This is a genomic window from Spirochaetota bacterium (assembly GCA_034190085.1).
Taxonomy (GTDB): Bacteria; Spirochaetota; UBA4802; order UBA4802; family JAFGDQ01; genus JAXHTS01.
Genome location: JAXHTS010000050.1, coordinates 58,356 through 80,191, shown reverse-complemented (window position 1 = coordinate 80,191; position 21,836 = coordinate 58,356). Strand labels below are relative to the sequence as shown.

At 36.5% G+C, this 21,836-nt stretch carries 17 protein-coding genes; 7 read left to right on the top strand and 10 right to left on the bottom strand.

Features of this window, described 5'->3' with window-relative positions; genetic code table 11:
• Nucleotides 1–17: 17 nt before the first annotated feature.
• From SVZ03_09485 to SVZ03_09455, 7 genes are all read right to left on the bottom strand, one after another.
• Entirely contained in the window at nt 18–1,424 is a 1,407-nt protein-coding gene (locus SVZ03_09485) for a hypothetical protein (GenBank protein MDY6934438.1), read from the bottom strand.
• A 316-nt stretch (nt 1,425–1,740) separates the two neighbouring features.
• Complete coding sequence (locus SVZ03_09480) at nt 1,741–2,253, bottom strand: DUF1285 domain-containing protein (GenBank protein MDY6934437.1); 513 nt, start codon at nt 2,251–2,253, stop codon at nt 1,741–1,743.
• A 67-nt stretch (nt 2,254–2,320) separates the two neighbouring features.
• Nucleotides 2,321–3,481: a deoxyguanosinetriphosphate triphosphohydrolase gene (locus tag SVZ03_09475; GenBank protein ID MDY6934436.1), complete on the bottom strand. Its 1,161-nt coding sequence runs from the start codon at nt 3,479–3,481 to the stop codon at nt 2,321–2,323.
• Between the two features lie 8 nt (nt 3,482–3,489).
• Nucleotides 3,490–5,523, bottom strand: coding sequence for a tetratricopeptide repeat protein (locus tag SVZ03_09470; GenBank protein MDY6934435.1), 2,034 nt, complete (start codon nt 5,521–5,523; stop codon nt 3,490–3,492).
• A complete protein-coding gene (nusB, locus tag SVZ03_09465) occupies nt 5,504–5,944 on the bottom strand; it encodes a transcription antitermination factor NusB (protein MDY6934434.1) in 441 nt (146 codons plus the stop codon). The genes SVZ03_09470 and nusB overlap by 20 nt, the downstream gene beginning before the upstream one ends.
• A complete protein-coding gene (ribE, locus tag SVZ03_09460) occupies nt 5,944–6,408 on the bottom strand; it encodes a 6,7-dimethyl-8-ribityllumazine synthase (GenBank protein ID MDY6934433.1) in 465 nt (154 codons plus the stop codon). The genes nusB and ribE overlap by 1 nt, the downstream gene beginning before the upstream one ends.
• 274 nt (nt 6,409–6,682) lie before the next feature.
• Complete coding sequence (locus SVZ03_09455; GenBank protein ID MDY6934432.1) at nt 6,683–7,417, bottom strand: SagB/ThcOx family dehydrogenase; 735 nt, start codon at nt 7,415–7,417, stop codon at nt 6,683–6,685.
• A 574-nt stretch (nt 7,418–7,991) separates the two neighbouring features.
• Here SVZ03_09455 and SVZ03_09450 point away from each other — a divergent pair.
• Together SVZ03_09450 and SVZ03_09445 are read left to right on the top strand one after the other, a co-directional pair.
• The gene (locus SVZ03_09450; protein ID MDY6934431.1) at nt 7,992–8,207 is read left to right on the top strand and encodes a sigma factor; all 216 of its coding nucleotides are present in this window, start codon (nt 7,992–7,994) and stop codon (nt 8,205–8,207) included.
• On the top strand, nt 8,159–8,791 hold the full coding sequence (locus SVZ03_09445) for a hypothetical protein (GenBank protein MDY6934430.1): 633 nt from the start codon (nt 8,159–8,161) through the stop codon (nt 8,789–8,791). Before SVZ03_09450 ends, SVZ03_09445 begins: the two co-directional genes overlap by 49 nt.
• A gap of 119 nt (nt 8,792–8,910) precedes the next feature.
• Here the strand turns inward: SVZ03_09445 and SVZ03_09440 are convergent, their stop codons facing one another.
• The 3 genes from SVZ03_09440 to SVZ03_09430 all read right to left on the bottom strand — a co-directional run bounded on the left by SVZ03_09440 (nt 8,911) and on the right by SVZ03_09430 (nt 12,506).
• Nucleotides 8,911–9,078: a hypothetical protein gene (locus SVZ03_09440; protein MDY6934429.1), complete on the bottom strand. Its 168-nt coding sequence runs from the start codon at nt 9,076–9,078 to the stop codon at nt 8,911–8,913.
• A 254-nt stretch (nt 9,079–9,332) separates the two neighbouring features.
• Nucleotides 9,333–10,700, bottom strand: coding sequence for an Ig-like domain-containing protein (locus SVZ03_09435; GenBank protein MDY6934428.1), 1,368 nt, complete (start codon nt 10,698–10,700; stop codon nt 9,333–9,335).
• A 21-nt stretch (nt 10,701–10,721) separates the two neighbouring features.
• The gene (locus SVZ03_09430) at nt 10,722–12,506 is read right to left on the bottom strand and encodes a hypothetical protein (protein MDY6934427.1); all 1,785 of its coding nucleotides are present in this window, start codon (nt 12,504–12,506) and stop codon (nt 10,722–10,724) included.
• Nucleotides 12,507–13,666: 1,160 nt separating this feature from the next.
• Here SVZ03_09430 and SVZ03_09425 point away from each other — a divergent pair.
• The 5 genes from SVZ03_09425 to lepA all read left to right on the top strand — a co-directional run bounded on the left by SVZ03_09425 (nt 13,667) and on the right by lepA (nt 21,833).
• Nucleotides 13,667–13,933 carry a hypothetical protein gene (locus tag SVZ03_09425; protein MDY6934426.1) on the top strand — a complete coding sequence of 89 codons (267 nt, stop codon included), beginning with the start codon at nt 13,667–13,669 and terminating at the stop codon, nt 13,931–13,933.
• Between the two features lie 696 nt (nt 13,934–14,629).
• Nucleotides 14,630–16,588 carry a cation:proton antiporter gene (locus SVZ03_09420; GenBank protein ID MDY6934425.1) on the top strand — a complete coding sequence of 653 codons (1,959 nt, stop codon included), beginning with the start codon at nt 14,630–14,632 and terminating at the stop codon, nt 16,586–16,588.
• A gap of 438 nt (nt 16,589–17,026) precedes the next feature.
• Entirely contained in the window at nt 17,027–18,598 is a 1,572-nt protein-coding gene (locus SVZ03_09415; protein MDY6934424.1) for an acyl-CoA carboxylase subunit beta, read from the top strand.
• 611 nt (nt 18,599–19,209) lie between these two features.
• Nucleotides 19,210–19,932, top strand: coding sequence for a hypothetical protein (locus tag SVZ03_09410; protein ID MDY6934423.1), 723 nt, complete (start codon nt 19,210–19,212; stop codon nt 19,930–19,932).
• A gap of 104 nt (nt 19,933–20,036) precedes the next feature.
• On the top strand, nt 20,037–21,833 hold the full coding sequence (lepA, locus tag SVZ03_09405; protein MDY6934422.1) for a translation elongation factor 4: 1,797 nt from the start codon (nt 20,037–20,039) through the stop codon (nt 21,831–21,833).
• Nucleotides 21,834–21,836 lie beyond the last annotated feature (3 nt).

Genomic DNA, 21,836 nt, shown 5'->3' with positions numbered 1-21,836 from the left:
ATCTGCTACTACATGCTTCATCTTCTTTTCATGATCCTTGCTGTCTCCTTATAGGCGGTAACCATCCGCTTATTTGCAAACTTCTGATTTAATTCGATCAGCTTTCTTGCCTTGGCAAGATATTTTTTAGCTCGTCTCCTCTTATTTTTCATGTTCAAGTATTCAGCAGCATTACAATATGAAACAACCTTATTCTCTAGCCATGAACCTCCTGTATCCACTGCTACTTTCCTTTTTCTTGTGAGTCTTTCCTTCGCCTCAGTCATCCTCGGATTCCGTACTCCAGACTTGGCAATCAGGTTTCTACCAGCGTCATAAAACTTAAGGGCCTTCTTAAATTGGTATTCCCCGTAACAGACGTCACCTTTCCTTTCATAAACAGATATCCATGACATATAGATTGCTGTAAGCCTATCCTCAAGGGACTGAAAAATTGAGGACATCACCTTTCTTTCATGTGACGGGAGTTTAGCAAAATGCCTGACTATCTTTTCATATTGTTCCTTGCCCTTTTTCAATTTCTTTACGTCAAGACTCTTCTGCGCTTTAAGCCATTTATCGATCTTCTCTATTGCCTTTTTGCAATCCATACTATGCACTGCTGCAATCCTCTCCAAAACACTTGCAGTAAAGGGCGTGATCTTATTTTGGGTCTCTTTACGTAGCTTCAAACCAATGGTTTTTATTGTCTCTCTATATTTTTTTAGAGCCTTACTATATTTTTTCTTTTTATATAGCTTATCTCCCTTTTGTACTATTTTTTCTAAATCTTTTACTATTCTTTGGCTGATTTCATCATCATATTCAAATTTTATCTTCTTTATGTTTAAACCCTTAAACTCCTTTATTCTAATATCCTCAACCTCAAATTTTGCTGTTATCTTAGAAACAGCCCTCCTGGGATCAATTTTATGTTTTGGATTAATGAGTTTTTTTGCTATCTCTCTGCAATACCATTCTAATTTACTCTCAAAAAATGACATGTTAACAAAAGATTTTTTACTCACAGTCTGTGTGCTGCTGTCACGAAGGAGGTTCTGTACTGTTATTCTTAATTTCCGATCTCCCTCCTTTATTATATTTCCATAAATAATCTCATCCGCATTTATAGCATTCGCAACCTGGACAACCGCATTTTCAGAGTCAGACCCTGTAGCCATCATCAATTCTGCCTTCTGGTACATTACCTTAATATCTTCATCCGTTACAATATGATAATAACGGCCATAATTCTCAAAAACGGAAAGGGTGATATGGTCCCGAACCTTGTCTGTCAGCGTTTTCTCTACTCCCTTCTTTGGTGTAATATTGTTTACAAAAAGTTTCTTTCTCTTTTTATTCTGTTCAGCCTCTGATGAACTCATTAAGATCATCATGAAAAAAATTATACAAATTGTGAACATTACTCTCCTGTTTTTCTTCATCTCTCTCCTCTTACAAATATTTTATCGCTTTAAAATTTCAATTATTAGACGAATGTGATTGTTGGAAATTTACCAATTTATGGTGTATGATAATTCAAAGAATGAAGGGTTCATAAAAGGCTTCACAAACATTCATATAATTCCTGTCCTAAGTAAAAAAGATCAACTCATGGATGAATTATTAGTCTCATCATATAACAATCTGCCCCTTTATGCAAGAACAATCTACAACACGATTCGCTTCATCTGCATTGAAATCATCATCTATTGATAAAGCGACTAATATAACAGATATCTGTGACTCGCCTCAAATCAGTTACTCATCCTCCATCTTCTCCTTGAGCACAATCTTATTTCCGCTGATATTGAGATAGTATATATCCTCGTTCTCCTCAAGCCTGTCGAGAATCTGAAAAGATGGAGAACGCCTGAATTTGGCTGGCATCCTTCCTTTTCTAACACGACAATAGAGCCCAACCTCATGTTTATACTGCAGAGTTCTCACATCCAATTCCTCTTCCTCCCTGGAGGTAAAGGTTATGATCGCCTTTTCAGTATTTCCACTCCCTTCAAATCTCACACCTGAGATGAAGAATGGCACATCTTCAACAAGTATAGGATAGACAAATCTACTATATCTAAGCACGTATGTTCCATCCTCTGTTATATCAATTGAATTATTAAAATAATTGATAATCTTTTTATTTGTAAATGGTTCACCATTGTGAAACCAATTGCCATCCCTGTCTATCCTTATCTCATCAATTTTTCTCCCAGAAGCAATCATCTTTTTAATATATTCCGGGATATCAGGATATTCCTCACTCATCACCTAATCCCTCCAGGATCATGATATCTCAACTCATCAAGTTTTATTCAATTATTGTTTATAATGATCAAACCTTAATCATAGGTTCTGTCAATCTCTGATGCTCTTCCAGGGCGTATCGATCAGTCATTCCAGCAATATAATCTGAGATCGTTCGTTTAAGTCCATCAACCTCAATTCTTTTAAAATAGTCAAAGGGCAAAGCATTGGGGAACTCCAGGTAGAGCGTAAAGAGTTCACGGACGACCTTCCTGGCCTTAATGCTCATCCGTACAACGCGATAATGCTGGTATAGCTTTTCATCAAGAAAATTTTTTAACTCATCATTAGCATTCTCAATTTCACTACTAAAACCGACCAGGTTTACAGAAGACCTCCTAACATCCATATAGTGCTGAATAGATAGTCTTTCAATATTTTCTCTTGTGGTATTGATCACGTCTGTAACCAGGGTATTGATAATCTCCCTAATAATTGTACTCACCATAAGCTTTCTATTCTCTGGGAGATGGCCCTTCCTGCGAATAGATCCAACCACCATCTCCCATATATTCAGCCCTTGTATGTCTTCAAGCTTAAGCATACCTGAACTAATGCCGTCATCCAGATCATGGTTATTATAGGCAATCTCATCAGCCAAATCAATTATCTGAGCCTCGATTGAGGGGCGTTCCTCAGCCATATAATCGGATACCTCAGGCTGATCATGATGGGAGGAATGCTTAATGATACCCTCCCTCGTCTCCCAGGTTAGGTTTAATCCGGAAAAATCTTTATACCTCTCTTCAATCTTTTCAATTACCCTGAGGCTTTGCCTGTTGTGTTCAAATCCATCTTCATCCTTCATCAATTCATTCAGCTCTTTTTCTCCAGAATGCCCAAAAGGCGTATGTCCCAGATCATGGGCAAGGGCAATGGCCTCTGCCAGATCCTCGTTTAATTGAAGGGTTCTGGCAATAGCGCGAGCAATTTGAGCCACCTCTATTGTATGCGTTAATCTCGTTCTATAATGATCCCCCTCATGATTCACAAAAACCTGTGTCTTGTATTCAAGCCTTCTAAACGCCCTTGAGTGAATAATTCTCTCTCTATCCCTTTGAAAATCTGACCTGTACTGATGTAACTCCTCCTCATGCACTCTCCCCCTGCTGTTTTTGGACTTTGCAGCATAGGGGGCTAGAAATCTATCTTCAATATCTTCAATGTATAACCTATCTATCTTCTTCATGCTCAATATCATCTGCTTATTTTTTTCGATAACTCATCCTCATAGGCCTGCATCGCCACTCTTCTGTTCATACGAATCTCTTCAAATGTCGGTTCCTCCTCAATTCCCCTGGTGAAGGATTGTAATGCCTCTCTATATTGCCCCTTTTTGTAATAACACTTGCCAATCTGATTATAGGCATCTGCAATTAGCTTGCTATCCCTTGTCGACCTAATTGCCTGGTAAAAGGTATCTATTGCCTTGTCCAGCATCTCTTCCTTTATATATATTGTCCCTAAAGAATAGAGCGCTTCCCCATCCCCTGGTTTAAGCAAAAGAGCCCTCTGAATATATGCACGAGCATTCTGAATCGCCTCTAGGCTATCAGTGTCAGTCTTGGAAGTAATTATACCAAGATTTATATATGCCTTCCTGGCAAGATCATTCTTTTTGTTAATTTCAATTACTCTATTATACTCTTCTTTTGAATAATCTAAAAGATTCTTTTTATAATATATAGTTGCTAGATTGAAATGTCCTTCCTGAATATTAGGCCAACGCCTCAATATCCTCTGATATTCATCCATAGCTAAATCAAAATAATTATTTTCATAATAGTATCTAGCAATGGCTAGTAGTGGATCAGGTTTATCAGGGTTTATATTGGAAGCATTCCTCCATGATTCGATTGCCAAATCCCACTTCTCTGCATTTTTATAGGAAATGCCTAAATTATATAGAACAGAATCATCCCTGTTATCAATGGCGAGAGCCTTCTGATATGTCTGGATGGCATCATCGAAACGCCCAACGTCATCGAGAATGTTCCCCATGTTTATGTATGCAACTCGAGCATTCTCTGAAGCTGGTTCATATGTTGTAATCTTTTTGTAAAATTCGTATGAATTCTCCAAATCTCCCTTTTCGTAATACACCTCAGCGATTCTAGCCAAAATCTTCACGTTCCGTTTTCCCATTGACAGCATTTTATTGTATGTATCAACGCTCTTGTCATACTCCTTCAAGGAGAAGAACGCATCACCAAGATTCTCCAATAAATCCACATCCTCCCTCGCTAATTCTTCAGCCTTGTGAAGTTCATTCAAGGCCTTATCCCGTTGTCCCTGCTTGAGATATGCTATCCCGAGATTGTATCTATCAATGGCATCCTTGGGATTGATTGATATTGCCATCTTGAGATATTTCAAGGCAGAATCATAATCATTTCTCTCAGTATATATAACGCCAAGTCTAGAATAAGCCAAATAGGCAACCTCCCCTATTTTATCTATCGCTCCTGATCTCTTCAAATATTCTATGCTTGCAACCTCATCTCCCCTCTTTTGAAGACTCAATGCCAAATTATATAGAGCACGAGCATTATTTGGATCCAACTCAATCGCCTTTTCGTACTGATGAATGGCTTCCCTATACCTCCCCTGCTCAAAATATATATTACCTGCTAATATCTGGTTATTGATATCCTCAGGATCAACATCAAGCCCCTTTCGTATTATCTGACCGGCCATATCTAAATCCCGTTTATGCCTATAGGCTATAGCCATGTTCCTATAAACAATGGGATTCTTGTCATCATATTTTAATGCCCTTGTATAATATTCGATTGCCTTATTATAATCGCCTCTATCATCATAAATAATTCCAATGTATGTCAGGGCAATAGCCTTCTCCTCATCAGTTGAATCCGATTCAACAACCTCCTTGAATTCAGCTATAGCATGATTAAAGTACCCCTTGAAGTAACTATCCTTTCCCCTCTGAAGGTGCTTATTCCCTGTCTCTCCTGTAGGGATAGCCTTCTTCTCAATCTCAGATATGACAGGTATTTTCGATGGTGTGAATATCTGCGGTTCTTTATAATATTTTGTTAATACTAATATTGCTACTACCACTACAACCGCAACTGATGAAGCGATTATAATAGGCTTAAAAATCCTTTTCTCAGACTCAATTTTCTTGATCCTGCCTGCCTTAAATTCCTGAGGTGGAGCTTCTTCATCCCTCTCTCTGAAAAAGGATATTCTATTTCTTTTGATCCTCAATGGTATTATTCTTCCCTTTTATTTCTCCCTTTAAAATTGCATCTAATATGCCATTTATATACTGTCTCGACCCTTCCCCCCCAAAGGTCTTTCCAAGTTCTATTCCCTCATTTATAGTAACAGAAAATGGTATATCTTGAAGAAAGATAAGCGCATATATAGATATTCTCAAAATCGATTTGTCAACAACTCCTAACCTTTCAAATCTCCAATTTTTAGAATAACTCCTGATTAGATTGTCAATATACTCCATATTCCCTATTGATCCTTCTATCAGGGATGATGCAAAACACCTTACCTCTTCAGGTACCTCTCTATCTATCCAGTTGAATGATAATATATCCTCAATCGGACAACCTGTTGTTTCATACATATACAAAGCCTGAAGAGCATACACTCTCGCTTTTCTCTTTTGCCCCATTAATCAATCTGTCTATAAATGTTAGCCATCTCAATGGCAGATAATGCTGCTTCAAAACCCTTATTGCCGGATTTTGTTCCTGCCCTCTCGATTGCCTGTTCAATATTATCTGTTGTCAAAACGCCAAATATTACCGGTATTTCAGATTCTAAGCTAATATGCGCTACCCCCTTCGAAACTTCAGCCGCAATATAATCAAAATGTGGGGTTCCTCCCCTGATAACAGCGCCAAGACATATAATAGCGTCATACTTCCCTGAGTCAGATAGCCTTCTGGTTACAGGTGGGATCTCAAAAGAACCAGGCACCCATACTACAGAAATATTCTCCTCCTCTGAATTGTTTCTCTTTAAGCAATCCAGAGCTCCACTGAGAAGCTTGTTTGTGATAAACTCGTTAAATCTCGAAATTACAATAGCAAACTTAAGACCGGACGCATCTAATTTCCCTTCTATTACATTCATAAGGTCTCCCTATTAATTTTATTCATTTGTTAATCAAACAATCATTATTGCGCTGATCATATTTTTTCTGATACAGCAACAATATTAAAATCCCCTAATTGTATCCAATAAATTTAGCTAAATCCCCTCTGAATCTATTAAAAATTGACTTTGACAAAAGTGACACTCTATACGAAAAAAATCAACCTGAAATTGATTTGAAATAGAATGGACTATATAAATAGTGGCCAACAGATATCCATAGAACGACACATGACATGATAGAGATATCAACTTATGGTCTTCCAATTGGCATTATGCACATAGGATTTTCATTCCTTCCCATACTCAAAACCTTCTTTACTTCATTATCATCAAAAGCGCCGATGATAACTGTCCCAAGATTTAAGGATACCGATTGCAGGTAAATATTTTGCGCAACATGACCAACCTCAATATATATGTATCGAGTCCCCCTCATCCTGTACTTGGCAGTGGTACGCTCATTTACAGCGGAAATGACAATATTTACCGCTCCCCTTTTTATACAATCCTGCCCAAGAGCAGCCTTTGACAGTCTATCTCTCATATCCCCAGCTATGGTTAACCTCAATTCATGTTTATTGGGATTATAGTAATAAATGCCATCTTTTAGGTTCAACACATTACCAACAACAATATATATACCGAGTGGATAAGTAGCGCCAGCAGAGGGCGCTGTTCTTAGACCCCTTTTATCTGTAATCCCCTGGGCGGACCATAGAAGCTGAGAAACTTCAGATAACCGCAAAGGTTCATCTTTATAATCCCTGATCGACCTTCGTAACAATAAGGCCTTTTCAATAGATGTTTTGCTTGAATAACTCGGTTTTGGCAGCTTAATTACCTTCGATTTCTTTTGTGAAAATATTTTGTCCATCGAATTTGGTGGTTGAAAGAGCAAATACAATATCAATCCAAGAATAATAATAGTTATTAAAAGGGGAAATGAATATTTTCTACCTCTTATCTTTACATTTCCTTGAACCATATTGTTTAATTGATTCGGTTATTCTACTATTATCATCTTCATAAATATTGTAGAATGATTATTGAAGACAAATGAAGCGTTTTTATACATTATTACCCAATCTGCTATTGAGGAAGAGGACTTTTTTCTATTGAAAAGATAATTTAGAGGAAGTTAGAAAAAAACACAAGGAAAATTTGAAAATGCAACTGACTAATAAGTTACTTCCCATAAGTGTATGCTAAGGAGCGGTCACTGAGGATGCAGGTATCTCATAATGCAGGAATGGCAGTGAGGGCAACTGTCTTTGCTTTCCATTCCTTTAGCTGTCTATCTTCACGCTTCAGAGGGAACATATAAAAAAGTAGGTCCTAAAAAAATTCAAGCCTTACATGAAAATTTCAGGGATTATCCTGAAGGAATGATATTATTGTATTCCCCTAATATTTTTATTACCTAAATATTATTTCTATGGTATATTTTATGGTTGTAATATCGAAAATATACTGCGTCTGTTATTGATTATTATCCTTAATTATTTGTGCAGTTTGTTCAATAATAGTCATATATTAATAGAGAATGAAAATTCGTCAAGATGCGGAATAAACGGAATAAACTAACCGAAATATATAGTGAGTATTATCCAGTTGTTTTTAGCGCAATTTATACAAAGGTTGGGAACAGGGAAGACGCAAATGATATATGCCAGGAGATTTTCATCAGATTGTACGAGAGTTTGGAAAATGTGGATAATATCAGGAGATGGCTGTTCTCAGCCCCCAAGCTGGTGGTGCTGGAGTCGCCTTGCTGATTGCGGATAGACTTTATAGAAGTAGTGTAGATATAAAAAATATAAATGAAACCATAATTATGGATGATGATAGGGAGAAACCCTCAAGAATGGATATCCATATAAAGATGAGACCTGAAGATGTGGGGGCAAGGGTAAAAGAGAGTAAGGAACTAGTTAAATACAGGATTAGTGTATGCCCTTTCACCGAAGAAAATGTTGAAGCTAAGATTGCTATAAGGGCAGCAGAGAGGATAACATCTAAATATGCGATCCTGAAGGGTAAAAACAGCATTATTAATCTTGACTCAAAAAACAGGACTGTGAATGTAAATCTAATCTTAACCGGATCTGTTGACAGGCTTGGCAATATATATATGATATCCGTAAAGGTCGTTAATGTTGAGGATGGCAAGGCTTTCTTTATTGGCTCTGAGAATGTTGATTCAATGAGCGAGATTGATGCTGTCTGCGACAGGATTGCAGAGAGAATAGTCAGGAGAATAGAGCAAATGACGAAGGTTTCATTATTATTCATCTTCAATTTGCCACAGAGATCACAGAGATTTATACTATTCTTTTCTCTTTTTATATTCAACCGATAAACTATACTTTTGGCTTGCCCCTTCTTTCTGTGCGCATTGCTACACTATCTTCATCTTTAATGTTGAGAAGAAGCCCAAAGCCCATGATTGCTCCAAAGGATTATCCCATAAGGAAAAAATCATTTTGCCTCTGCCCGAATGATTATCGCCTCAGGCAAAATCCCTTTCCACCATTCAGGGAAGAAATCGCCGATTGAGAAGCTGAGATAGTCGCTGTGCTGTTTAGCGCTGGTATGAACGCCAATGGGAATTTCCGAAATCAAGAGTATATTAGACAGTGCCGCCAAAGAAGTCTGGCAGGGTTAAAGTCCTTTCTGCATATTACACTACCGGCAATCCTTATATTAAGATGAAAAAAAGATCGAGAATACATGATTAAGCGCATATACTCGAATGATGTCAAAAGACAAACATAAAAATCCGTCCAAACAACAAGGAGGTGAGCATTTATTGCTCACCTCCTGTTTATAAAGTAGCTAAACCTTATAACGTTAACTTTCTATTACAGAAAAACTGCCTTAAGTTAATATAATCTTTCCTCTTAAAAATGAACACCATTTGTAAGTGTTACCCAATCATCAGGAGCATCATTCTGATCATAATCAGCATCCCCCTCAAGAGCGCCATCCCCATCTCCATCCACATGGGCACCTGAACAGGTAACCCCGCTTCTGATTGTTATAGTTTGGATCGCATCTTCAGAATAATCCATTGTTGAGATAAGAACTCTGACAAGTTCAGTGTCACCATCAAGGTAATAGGGGGATACTGTCACACTGAGCTCTTTACTAGGAGCATCATTATCTTTAACAATAAAGTTGGCTGCAGTCAACGTTGCTTCATCCAGGGCAACTGAAAATTGAATCTGAATCATCCTGTCGGTTCCACCAGTATAACCTGGGAGAATAGTCGCTGTCTGGTCGCTGGCTCCCACAAGAGTAGGTATTGTGAGTGTGCTATTCTGCATCATAAATTCCAAAGTGTAACTGCTTCTATTACCCTTAGCAAGATCATAGTCATCGATCATATAATAGTCATCTAAAGTCGCAAGTGTTGTTGCTCCATCAGGATATAATCTATTCACATCTGTTATATCAACAGCAGCACCAGTGGAACTAAAGGTTACAGTGTATTCTGTATTCTCAGTGAGTCCAGTAACACCAAAAGAGACATCCCCCCCTACTGCAAGGTTGTCAGTTAAGGTCCCAATAGTCCCGCCACCGCTTACAGAAAAGTTGCTTGCAGTTATTGTGCTGGGATCCATCTCAAGAGTATTAAACTGAGCCGTTACAGTGACTGATGTTGCAGACAGGTTCACCTGTGAGAGTGTTACTGTTGCAGGTCGCCAAGAAGGAGCATCTGTCCAGGCAGCTCCGATATCCTCTCTATAGTCAGCTACTATATCGGTAAAGGGATATGTAGCCCCGAAATGTGTAACAAGGCCTGCAATGCCGTTGCCCGAAAGGTCTGTTACTGTGCTCTCCACCACTGCCTCAAGCTCAACCGCTGTATAGTCTGTTGATGAACTCCATTCAACATATACAGTCATTCCATCTTCTGAGATAGTAACAGTCTGTCCAGATATTACAGCAGGTGTGCTGGAAACATCCCTCACATAAACGCTGCTTGAAGTTATTGTGTTCCTACTCATAACCTCACTAAAGGTTACCACACATCTGTGATTGTAAGGTGCGACAGCAGTATCCACAAGCCCATCACTTGAATAGGTCACCAAAGCTGGTGTAGTAAATGCATTTACCTGAGGAAGGGTCTTATCCGTAACACCACTTGCACTCGGTGGGGCTATATTATTACTCATCTTAGAATCATCCAAAATGCAACCTGCTAAAAAAAGAGATAATGCAACTAATGCTAAAAAAACAAGATACTTTTTCTTAAAATCTCTCATAAAGTAATCCCTCCTTTTTATTTAAAATATGTAAGTGGCAGAGATATCCCAGGCCATATCTTCTATTTCGAAATAATTAGTACCATGAGATGTCATTACAACATCAATCTGTACAGTGTTCTGAATGGCATATCCTAATCCAAGGTAATAATAATTATGCTGTTCATAAGTTTTACTGTAATCTCTATCACCCCTCGACTCAGTATTAAAAGAATATGAACCTATGGTTTGAGTTCCACTCGTATTAGCATTTAACAAACCATCATTATCAGTCTCATTTCCTGGAATATCATCACGATCCTCGTCTCTGTACAAATCGCTTATGTTAGTTCTTTCCCATTTCGTTTCTACTGTTGTAATAGTAGTTACATGAATTGCACCTAACCTCCAGCACAATGTTGGGGTAGCTTGATATTCAAGACCAATAGGGATACTTATGCTTTGTGTTTTTTCAGCTACAGTGTAGTCATCTGTATAATATCCAGTATCTGTACGTGTTAGATCTGTTGGATCATCTACTCCGTCCCCATCATCAGACCGAGCTACCTCCTGAAAGGTACTTGTCCTACTGAATTCATCTTCAGACATAGTAAGACTGAAGGCAAGACCAAAACCGATAAGTAGATTTTCCTTCTGCTTTCTCATCAGCAATCCAACATCAAATTGATTGCGAACTAAACCATCTCCTTCGTATTTTTCAGTTCCAGTAGCGATATTCCAGGATTCATAAGTGCTTAAGGTCGGGAATATCGTAGAGGAACTATCTCTATAAATTGTGGTTCGATCCTCATATACACTGATACCGCCTGATATCCAAGAGAAGTAGGGTGTAGCTGACCACTCGAAAAGCTCCTTTCTAGCCTGCACCGTCAGGCCATACTGCATCGCTTTACTCTCAATCTCATCTGAGATAAGATTGTCACCATCTCTAGAATATGTAGATGTAGTAATCTCATTGCCTGTATCTGTCAAAACCGTTGTTCCTGAATTATTTTCTTTGTGCTCATAAAGGAGGTAATTTAAATGCCCCTCAACTTCAATCTCTTCAATGGCATCGCCTATCGGTATAATAAGACCCAATGTTAGCAGATAATTAGTAGGCTCAATAGTAGTTTTATTGTCAAATAATGCATTTATAGTACCACTGATATGGCCATCTGAAAGACGCTCAACTGCATAATTATAGCCGCCCTTATCTGTTGTTTCACCAGTACTACCACCACTGAGATCGTCTGTGTGACGCTCTAAAGAGATACCAAAAGTTAAATCTTCTAATTGAAGACCACCTACTGCAACCTTAGCATTTATATGATTATCAGTAGTATATTTTTCTTCTTCTGCATACAACCTTTCTCTTGTTTCATAGTAGTCACCGGGACCAGTGAGGTACACATCGCTTCCTTCTAATGTTCCAGAACCAATCAAAGAGACATTGGTATTACTAATACTGGGATTGTATGATATACTCTGAGGTGTTGTTTGGTATCCCAGTTCAACATAGCCGCCAATTCCAAATGAATTAGGTGTGCCAATACCACCCAATAATAACCTACCGTCAGTGTTAAGTCCATCCATTGTGGTATAGAGATTGTTCCTTTCTTTAGTAATTGAACCATGAAACTCAAGATAATCGAGTTTAGCTCCAACATAAGCAGGATTCTCAGATAACCTGTCATATTCAGCTTTGAAGAAGCCTGCTGTTGCCTCACTCCTGTAGGATTCAGCCCTTGGTATACTGTAAAGAGGACCGCTTAAAAAAACAAGCCCTATGATTATAACAAAAACTGATGAAATATACTTATTCATTTATAAAACCTCCAAAATATAAATTTAAAGTTAAAGCTTATAGATGCTAACTATGCAACAACATCTATCTAATTCTCAACAAAATATACATTTAATTATTTTCATACAATGTTTAATAATTACATATTAAATCATATATCACCCCCTTTTTTCATACATACTTAAACACATCAATAAGGATATGATTATCCTTAATCCCCCTTTTGCATGATAGATTGTGAATTACTTTTCGGTATATTTGGCGGGAAAAATTATCCAGCATTATTACAATTGAAATTAGGCTGATATAATATTGCATTTTGCATTTGGCAAGCATATATATTAATGATGTTACAATCAAAAATTTAATACTCTATTCGCTATCGCAAATCAACAACTAGCAATGCAAATGAGACATATTTTAATAAAACAACAAATTAGAATATCATTTCTCTATATTTAAAACTGTCAAGCCTTTTTATAAAAAAAATGAACTCCCCAAAAACTTCGATATTATGCCGATTTTTCAACCAATTCGAGTCCAAGTTCACTAACTTTCAGTTTTAAATACTTAAATTACGTCAAATGACGTAATTTATATTACATTAAGAATTATCCTACTTATGATGTACTATGAATGTTGCATGATGGAATCCGGAAACAGCGTTAGCGCATGAAGCATATGATTTACTCAAATCCCTCAAACTCACTAAAAAGGACACCATATATTTAACACCCGATGACTTGAAAAAAGGGAAACGAGGTAAAAAGACAGATGCCATTGGCTGGGTCTACGATCCGCTGATCAAAAAATCAACATGGGGTCATCAATATGTCAAAGCTAACTTATGAGTTAGAGACATTACTATTCCATTTGGTATAAGATTATATGTAAAAGATAAAGATTGTGAAGAACTCAACATTGAATTTAAAAATTAATAGAACCTGCGGCTGAGTAAATTCAATCATTTACAGCGCCAGAGGGAATTCCGGTTATAGTTTTTTTTTGATTCTTATTATCTGTGTCCCACTGTAGTAAAATATGCCGCGAGAAAAGTTTTCCATTCGTATCAGTCTTAAAGTCCAACAGGAATATCAAAAAGAGAGGGAAAAAGTTGAAATCAGGTTCTTATGGTTCATATTGTTCCAAGACATGAAAAAAATTACGTATATACGTATAAATGAAGGTTCCCAAAGAAAACAGAGTCGCGGTTTTAAAATATGTTAATGCAGGTTGGCTTGAGGTGAGTAGATTGGGAACTGTTCACATAATTTATTCCAAAAATTCTGAGAAAACTATACTCTGTCTAGTGACTGATCATCCGGAATTGAAAGCATCAGATATAATCGAATCATATGATGCACGCTGGAATATAGAAGTATTTTTAAAGATGCTAAACACCTTTTGGGGTTCAGGCGTTATCAAAATCGTTCATATAAGGCTGTAGTTACACACCTGCACCTTGTTTGTTTTGCCTATGCCCTACTGACCCACATCGCAATAAACGGCACATGTGAAAAAGTAATAAAAAATAAGGCTGATACATCAATTAGGGATCTTCAGAATATTCTGCAATGCATCGTGTGGAATGATACAACAAAATATTTAAAAAAGTTGCCAAATCAAAATTCAGTTTTAAAAGAACTATCTCGATTGATTGTTGCTGCATGAAAAGTCAGTCAAGTTGAGTAATTTATATCGAGATTAAAAAGTATATTTCTTTTTGATTCATCCTCATAAATAAAACAGCATGTGAAAGTGTTTGGCTGCAGATCAATACTAATATATTTCATAAATCCTTCGAAAATTACAAAAATTACTTTCAAAATAATCTTGAATTGATATTATGCATCATACGTCTATCCGGATTTGGCATCTATCACAAATAGATACACCTTCGAGACTAATACGAAGGATGATCGAGGGAAGCTATAACGGGATCAATCAATTGCACCAGGTTCGATGGCGGCCATTTTTTCAAAATTTCAAGTAAGCTAATAATAAATATAACCTCCTTCGTATAAATTGCAGAAAAAAATTAATGATAAGTCGTTTATTATAATATCACTGCACGAAATAACATGTACATCTTTTTAATACCGACCATCCGTAGCCGGATGCAAAATAACTTGGCAGACAAACTATGGGAATTGCTGAAGATCTTATAATTATAATAGTAGTGGGTTTAACTGCTGGTTTAATTGCCAATAAACTCATGATACCTCCAATTATTGGATATATTCTTGCAGGTATCGCGATTGGTCCGTATACGGGTGGACTCACAGTTTCAGATATTCCTCGTATTGAATTACTGGCAGAAATTGGTGTCGCATTACTTTTATTTTCAATAGGTCTCGATTTTTCATTCAAAGAATTAAAATCTGTGAAAGCTATATCATTGATAGGAACCCCCATACAGATTTTATTATTAATTGCTTTTGGTTATGGTATTGGCTTTTATATGCAATTACCTTTGAAAAACTCAATCGTTTTAGGAATGGTCATATCCCTATCAAGTACAATGGTTGTCCTTAAAACACTTATGAGTCGTGGTTTGATCGGAACTTTGTCCAGCAAAGTAATGATAGGTATATTAATTGTTCAAGACCTGGCTGCTATACCTCTTATGCTGATAATACCCAATTTACAGTCATTAGAAAACAATATTATCCAGCTTATTCTAATTCTGTTCAAAGCGATATTAATTCTAATTGCCATTATCTTTATAAGTATAAGAATAATTCCCCGTTTTTTAAAAATTGTAGTTAAATTAAATTCGAGAGAACTGTTTTTAATTACTATTACAGCGATTGGACTTGGAGTGGGTTATCTGACTCATTTGCTTGGACTTTCACTTGCATTTGGCGCATTTATCGCTGGCTTGGTAATTAATGAATCAGACTATAGCCATCAGGCATTAAATGATATTATTCCTTTACGAGATATTTTTGGTCTTGTCTTTTTTAGTTCCATTGGCATGTTGGTAAATCCCGTTTATATTTACAAAAACTTGTCACTTGTTTTTCTTCTTGTGCTATTAATTATATTGAGTAAGGTTTTTATCTTTTCAAGCTTAAGTATTGTTTTTAAATATTATAATATTATACCGCTAGCTTTAGGTTTTGGTCTTGCTCAAGTGGGTGAATTTTCATTTGTTCTTGCGCGCACAGCTTTAAAGAGTAATATCATAGATACTGATTTCTATACATTAATTCTTTCTGTATCAATTATTACCATGATCATTTCACCATTCTTATCTTTACTCGCCTCCCCGCTATATTCATTAAAAAGAAAATTTTTAAAACATGAAGAATTCCAAACCATAAATTTACCCTATGATGGATTAAATAATCACATTGTTATTGCCGGTGGTGGTCGCGTTGGTTATCAAATAGCCACAGTATTTCATAAACTCGAGTATCCATTTGTTATAATAGAACAGGATTTTAGACGATTTGAAAATTCAAAAAAAGCCGGCTTCCCTATTATATATGGTGACGCCAGCCAGGAAACAGTGTTGCTGGCATCAAATTTAAATAGAGCACGATTAATTATTATAACAATCCCTTTAATTTCTACAGCAAAAGAAATAGTCAATTTTGCCATGAGGGTTAATAGACATATTAAAATAATAGCACGAGCTGATGAACTATCCTGTGTAAAAGAATTATTCAAAATGAAAATATTTGAAGTGGTTCAACCGGAATTTGAAGCAAGTCTTGAAATTGTTAGACAGTCACTTGTGGTTCTTGATGTTCCACTTAAGAATATTTATAGCTTTACAGATTCAATCAGACAGGAGAACTACACCAATATAAAAATAGATAAATTAGATCACTCTATTTTATCAGAGATAAAGAAAACACCTTTTTTCCTTGAGCTGAACTGGATAGAAGTTACAAAGACCAGTCTATTGATTGGAAAATCGATTAAGGAATTAGAAATACGCAGCAGAACTGGTATTTCTATTGTTGGTATTCTCAGAAAGGGTAAATTAATACCAAATCCTGATGTAAATTTTATTTTTGAAGAAAATGATTATATGGCGATTATTGGTCTACCGGAAAATATCGCACTATTTGAAAATACAATGATACAATAATTCCATCAATTTGTTTATAGTGGTTAAAATGAGACAAGGAATTATTTTTTCTTCGATTTTATTTCTACTCATTTGTACTTCAGCACAAGTTATTTCTCAGTCAAAGTGTATTGCCAATAAAGAAACAGTTTATGTTCCTGTATACTCGTTAACGTATTGCTATCATGCTGTATAATTTCGACTAACGTGGATGTGGGGATGATTTTCTTTTAAGTTAATATTTACTTTACATATAAATATTTATTGTTAATAATGATCTTGGAGACACCACCTAATTCCCAAATTATCCTTGAATTGCTATACCACTTTCTTCTAAACTACCTTTCAATTGAAATGCTTTTTTTTGGAAAGCATGTATAATGCTTTTCCATATAAATAAAATCATAAGGGTGTATTCTCTTATTAGTAACATTAACTAATTTCAAGGGAGGTTTGGGAATGGATGAATTGATGGATAGAAGGATAAAGGAGTTAAGAGATGTAAAGGAAAAGGTTGAGGAAGGCTTGAAAGATAAGATCGAAAAGGTTCATGAAAAGGGAAAACTTTCCGCTAGAGAGAGGGTGGACAGATTGCTGGATTCAGGGAGTTTTGTAGAATTTAATCCTTTAATCGGTCATCTTGATAATGAGCCAGGGGATGGGTGTATATCCGGTTATGGCACGATAAATGGTCAAGTTGTATGTTTTTACTGTCAGGATCCAACAGTTAAAGGAGGGTCCATAGGCATGGTTCATGGATTTAAGATGTATATGGCAGTTGAAAAAGCGATGGAAATGAGGGTGCCCTTTATTGGTCTTAATGATTCGCCAGGAGCGAGAATGCCAAAGCTGGATGAGGGTGCAATTAGCGCTTTAATAAGCGCTAGGGTTATAGGTGAAAAACATGGGGGATCAATATTTCTGCCAAATACCTATGCATCCGGATCTGTTCCACAGATAACCGGCATTTTTGGCAACTGTGCAGGGATATCTGTTTATTCTCCCGCGCTGACTGATTTCATCTTTATGACAGAAAAGAGCAACATGTATATAACAGGTCCGCGGATGGTGAAATCGGTTATGCATGAGGATATTACAGGTGATGAATTGGGTGGAGCCAAGATCCATTGTCAAAAGAGCGGTGTTGCTGATGGAAGGTATAAAACAGAAGATGAATTGTTTGAAGGAATAAGGGAGCTAATAGGCTATTTACCTCCAAGTTGTGATGTGCCCCCACCGCGAGTTGATACTGGAGATGATCCTAACAGGCTGGATGATATTTTAGCTGATATAGTACCTTCCGACTCTACCAAGGTTTTTAATATGCATAAGGTAATCGAGGTAATTTTAGATAATGGCAAATTCTTTCCAATAAAGCATGAATTTGCACGGGAGATGATCACAGGATTCGGGCGTCTTGATGGGTATACAGTTGGGGTAGTTGCCAACAATTCAATGTCTATGGCTGGGAGCATGACAGTAAATGGCTCTGATAAACAATGCAGGTTTATAAGATTTTGCGATTGTTTTAATATTCCGATGGTATTTTTGTTAGATACATCAGCCTACTGTCCGGGAAGCGCTCAGGAGCATGCCGGGATTATCCGTCATGGGGCAAAAGTGCTATATGCTCTGTGTGAGTGTTCTGTGCCCCGTATATCTGTTGTAATAAGAAAGGCCTATGGCGGCGGGAATTTAGGTATGGGCACAATTCCAGGAATGAATACAGATATGGTCTTTCAATGGCCAATCGCAGAGGCCGGTGTGCTGGGTCCCAAACAGGCAGTGGACCTGTTTTATGTAAAGGATATAATGAATTCCGATAATCCTGAACAAACTAGGGAAGAAAAACTTGCTGAGTATCAGAAACTTGCCGGCAATCCTATCCGTGGTGCATCAGATAATGCATATCTTAATAATTTGATTGAGCCAAGAGAGACAAGGCGTACTCTAATAAAGGCTTTCAAGCTGTTATCCACAAAAAAGGTAGACAGGAGGCTGCCTAAAAAACATGGCAATATTCCCATGTAATCAATTAGTATCTGGAACTTTCTCTATTCCTTGATCATTGCTTCGCGTTATATTTATTGATTTCAGGCAAATTGCTCAGTTGTGGCGCGAAGCAATGCTGAGCAGTATGGTTATAGACAAAGATGGACCCTCCTTATTAGTCTCCTGTTCAATAGAGATGATTCTCTGATACATCTCACACTTAATCTTTATTTATTATATATTCACTCTTGGAACGCTTGTTCTAATAATGTTCCGATCAAGAGCCTAGTCTGACTTCTAATAAATTTGAATAAATCATTCATTCTGTAAAATGGATTATTCAAATTTTACAGGAATAATGAATCAGTCTAATCTATTATGAAATCTGATAGAGGTTTGAGTAAATCATCTCTTAATAATACAAATTCTGTAACTTTTTGCATTGATACAATATTTTTGTAACTCCATTATTGGTATATTATCAAAATTAAGATAAAATTGTTTCTTTACACCTTAAAGTATTATTCTATGCACATAAATAATTAACTGTTGACAATTAACAATTGATAATCGATTATTAATTACTGCAATAAGTTTTGAAATATAATAATTAGACACAATTTTAACTCGTTTTCGTCATTAGTTATTTCATGAATTATAAAGATATAAAGAATATATTAACAGATGATACAATTAGAGCTTTTGAGGGTGATATTGGTTTTATAAAATTTGAAATGAAAAAAGTTTATGGTCCATTTTATAGAATTGATTTCGGTGACATTGCAAAAGAAATGATAAATCAAAAATTAGAAAAAAAGGAGAATGATTTATTCATCGAAAAGCTCATTAAATCAAAAAAAACATTAAAACCAAATTCAGAACATCTTATAAAATCTAGATGTAAATCTTTAGAAAATATTGCAAATTCAAGTCAAGAACCACAAAAATCATTAGCATTAAGTTTTTTAAAAACATATAAAGATATAATTGAAATGGACCCAAAATATAATTTGTTATATCAATTTAAAATTATATTCTCAAATCAGAAAGATGATGAAATTGATACTATTTGGGAAAATAGATCACATGGGCGTTGGTGTGGAATTGAAAAACCAAAAAATTTAATTGATGCTCACCAAAAATATTTTATACCACAATATATTACTCCGATCAAGGAAGATGATAAAAAATTATATCTTTTCAAATTTGATTTCAAGTTAACAAAAGATAAATACATTGGGGCAGGACTTTTCTTCGGAAAGACTTATCGGGGTAATGCTTTGCAGTTTAAATATAATAACTATGCAATTAATTGTATTGAAAATTTACAATGCCTAGGAATAATAAATGAAGAAAAAATATTTTCTGTCTGAAACGATATAGGGAGTTGAAACAGGTCAAACCTCGCATATGTGAAATGGACTTAGGAAAAGCTCACTTTACATACACTATAAACGTTACTTATTTAAGAAATATTATGAACCAAAAGAATATAAGAAACTTTTCAATAATAGCTCACATTGATCACGGTAAATCCACACTGGCAGACCGCATCATAGAAAAATGTCGTTTAGTTGACCCAGGGAAGCATCTGGAACAACTCCTCGACACGATGGATATAGAGAGGGAAAGAGGGATAACAATAAAATCAAATGCCATTACTCTTGATTATAAGGCTGAGGATGGCGGGGAGTATATCCTCAATCTTATTGACACTCCCGGACATGTGGATTTCACATACGAGGTTTCAAGAGCGTTAGCCGCCTGCGATGGAGCGCTATTGCTGATAGATTCAACACAGGGGGTTGAGGCACAGACCATAGCCAATCTATACCTTGCTCTTGAAAATGATCTTGAGATAATTCCTGTTATAACCAAGATTGATATGCCAAATGCAGATATAGAGAGGGTATTGGCCAGCATCAAGGATAGTCTTGATCTTAAGCCTGAGAATGCAGTTCCGACCTCCGCGCTTAAGGTATTGGGCATTGATGATCTACTAGAGAGCATAATTAAAATTATTCCACCTCCGGAAGGTGATCCCCAAAAACCGCTAAAGGCGCTTATCTTTGATTCATTCTTTGATCGTTATGTGGGGGCTATTATTATGGTGAGAATATTCGATGGTTGTATAAAAAAGGATGATGAAATTACATTATACTCGACTGGAAAACAGTATCGTGTTTCTGAGGTTGGGGTTTTTCGGTTAGAAAGGGAACGGAGGGATTTACTTAAATCTGGAGACGTCGGCTATATTATTGCTGGTATCAAAACAGTTGTTGATACTAAAATCGGAGACACAGTAACCCATACCAACTGTCCTACAGAAGTGCCATTAAAGGGATTCAAGGAGGTGAAACCCTTTGTTTTTTCAGGTCTCTATCCCATGTACAGTGATGACTATGAAGTTTTGACTGATGCGCTATTTAAACTTCAATTGAATGATGCTGCGCTTATTTTTGAGCCAGACAACTCCTATGCCCTGGGTTTCGGTTTTAGATGCGGATATTTAGGTCTATTGCATATGGAGATAGTTCAAGAAAGACTTGAACGGGAATATGGTCTTCCTCTTGTTACTACAGCCCCAAGCGTGGAGTACAAGATCTTCACACGCAATGGAGAAATCCTGACAATTGACAATCCAGTAAAAATGCCTTCACCCGGCATAATTGAAAAAATTGAAGAACCCTATGTTGAAGCAAGCATCATCACTCCTACTGAGTTTGTGGGCAATATAATGGCTTTAGTGACAAACTGCAGAGGAATCCATAAAAATATGGAATACATAAACACCAACCGCGTTCACTTGCTTTATGATATGCCACTATCTGAAATTGTATTCAATTTTTATGACAAGCTTAAATCATGCTCTCGCGGATATGCCTCATTTGACTATGAATTCAAGGATTTCCGACCATCTGACATGACAAGGGTGGACATCCTGGTTAATGGTGAGCAGGTAGACGCCCTCTCCTTTATTGTTCATAAGGATAAAGCCTACTCGCGAGGAAAGGATATTATTGAAAAGCTTAAGGAGATAATTCCCAGACATCAATTCAAAATACCACTTCAGGCGGCAATTGGATCAAAGATAATATCGAGGGAGGATATAAGCGCTCTTCGTAAAAACGTAACAGCTAAGTGTTATGGTGGAGATATAACCAGGAAAAGAAAGCTATTAGAAAAACAGAAAAAGGGTAAAAAGAGATTGAAGATAATCGGATCAGTCGAGATTCCACAGGAGGCTTTTCTGACTGCATTAAAGATCGAATAGTCC

Coding starts and splice junctions, on each gene's coding strand:
- lepA (MDY6934422.1), top strand. CDS start 20,037: ATGAACCAAAAGAATATAAGAAACTTTTCAATAATAGCTCACATTGAT.
- SVZ03_09445 (MDY6934430.1), top strand. CDS start 8,159: ATGGCTGTTCTCAGCCCCCAAGCTGGTGGTGCTGGAGTCGCCTTGCTG.
- SVZ03_09455 (MDY6934432.1), bottom strand. CDS start 7,417: ATGGTTCAAGGAAATGTAAAGATAAGAGGTAGAAAATATTCATTTCCC.
- SVZ03_09485 (MDY6934438.1), bottom strand. CDS start 1,424: ATGAAGAAAAACAGGAGAGTAATGTTCACAATTTGTATAATTTTTTTC.
- ribE (MDY6934433.1), bottom strand. CDS start 6,408: ATGAATGTAATAGAAGGGAAATTAGATGCGTCCGGTCTTAAGTTTGCT.
- SVZ03_09410 (MDY6934423.1), top strand. CDS start 19,210: ATGAATTATAAAGATATAAAGAATATATTAACAGATGATACAATTAGA.
- SVZ03_09475 (MDY6934436.1), bottom strand. CDS start 3,481: ATGAAGAAGATAGATAGGTTATACATTGAAGATATTGAAGATAGATTT.
- nusB (MDY6934434.1), bottom strand. CDS start 5,944: ATGGGGCAAAAGAGAAAAGCGAGAGTGTATGCTCTTCAGGCTTTGTAT.
- SVZ03_09480 (MDY6934437.1), bottom strand. CDS start 2,253: ATGAGTGAGGAATATCCTGATATCCCGGAATATATTAAAAAGATGATT.
- SVZ03_09425 (MDY6934426.1), top strand. CDS start 13,667: ATGAAGGTTCCCAAAGAAAACAGAGTCGCGGTTTTAAAATATGTTAAT.
- SVZ03_09420 (MDY6934425.1), top strand. CDS start 14,630: ATGGGAATTGCTGAAGATCTTATAATTATAATAGTAGTGGGTTTAACT.
- SVZ03_09435 (MDY6934428.1), bottom strand. CDS start 10,700: ATGAGAGATTTTAAGAAAAAGTATCTTGTTTTTTTAGCATTAGTTGCA.
- SVZ03_09415 (MDY6934424.1), top strand. CDS start 17,027: ATGGATGAATTGATGGATAGAAGGATAAAGGAGTTAAGAGATGTAAAG.
- SVZ03_09430 (MDY6934427.1), bottom strand. CDS start 12,506: ATGAATAAGTATATTTCATCAGTTTTTGTTATAATCATAGGGCTTGTT.
- SVZ03_09450 (MDY6934431.1), top strand. CDS start 7,992: ATGCGGAATAAACGGAATAAACTAACCGAAATATATAGTGAGTATTAT.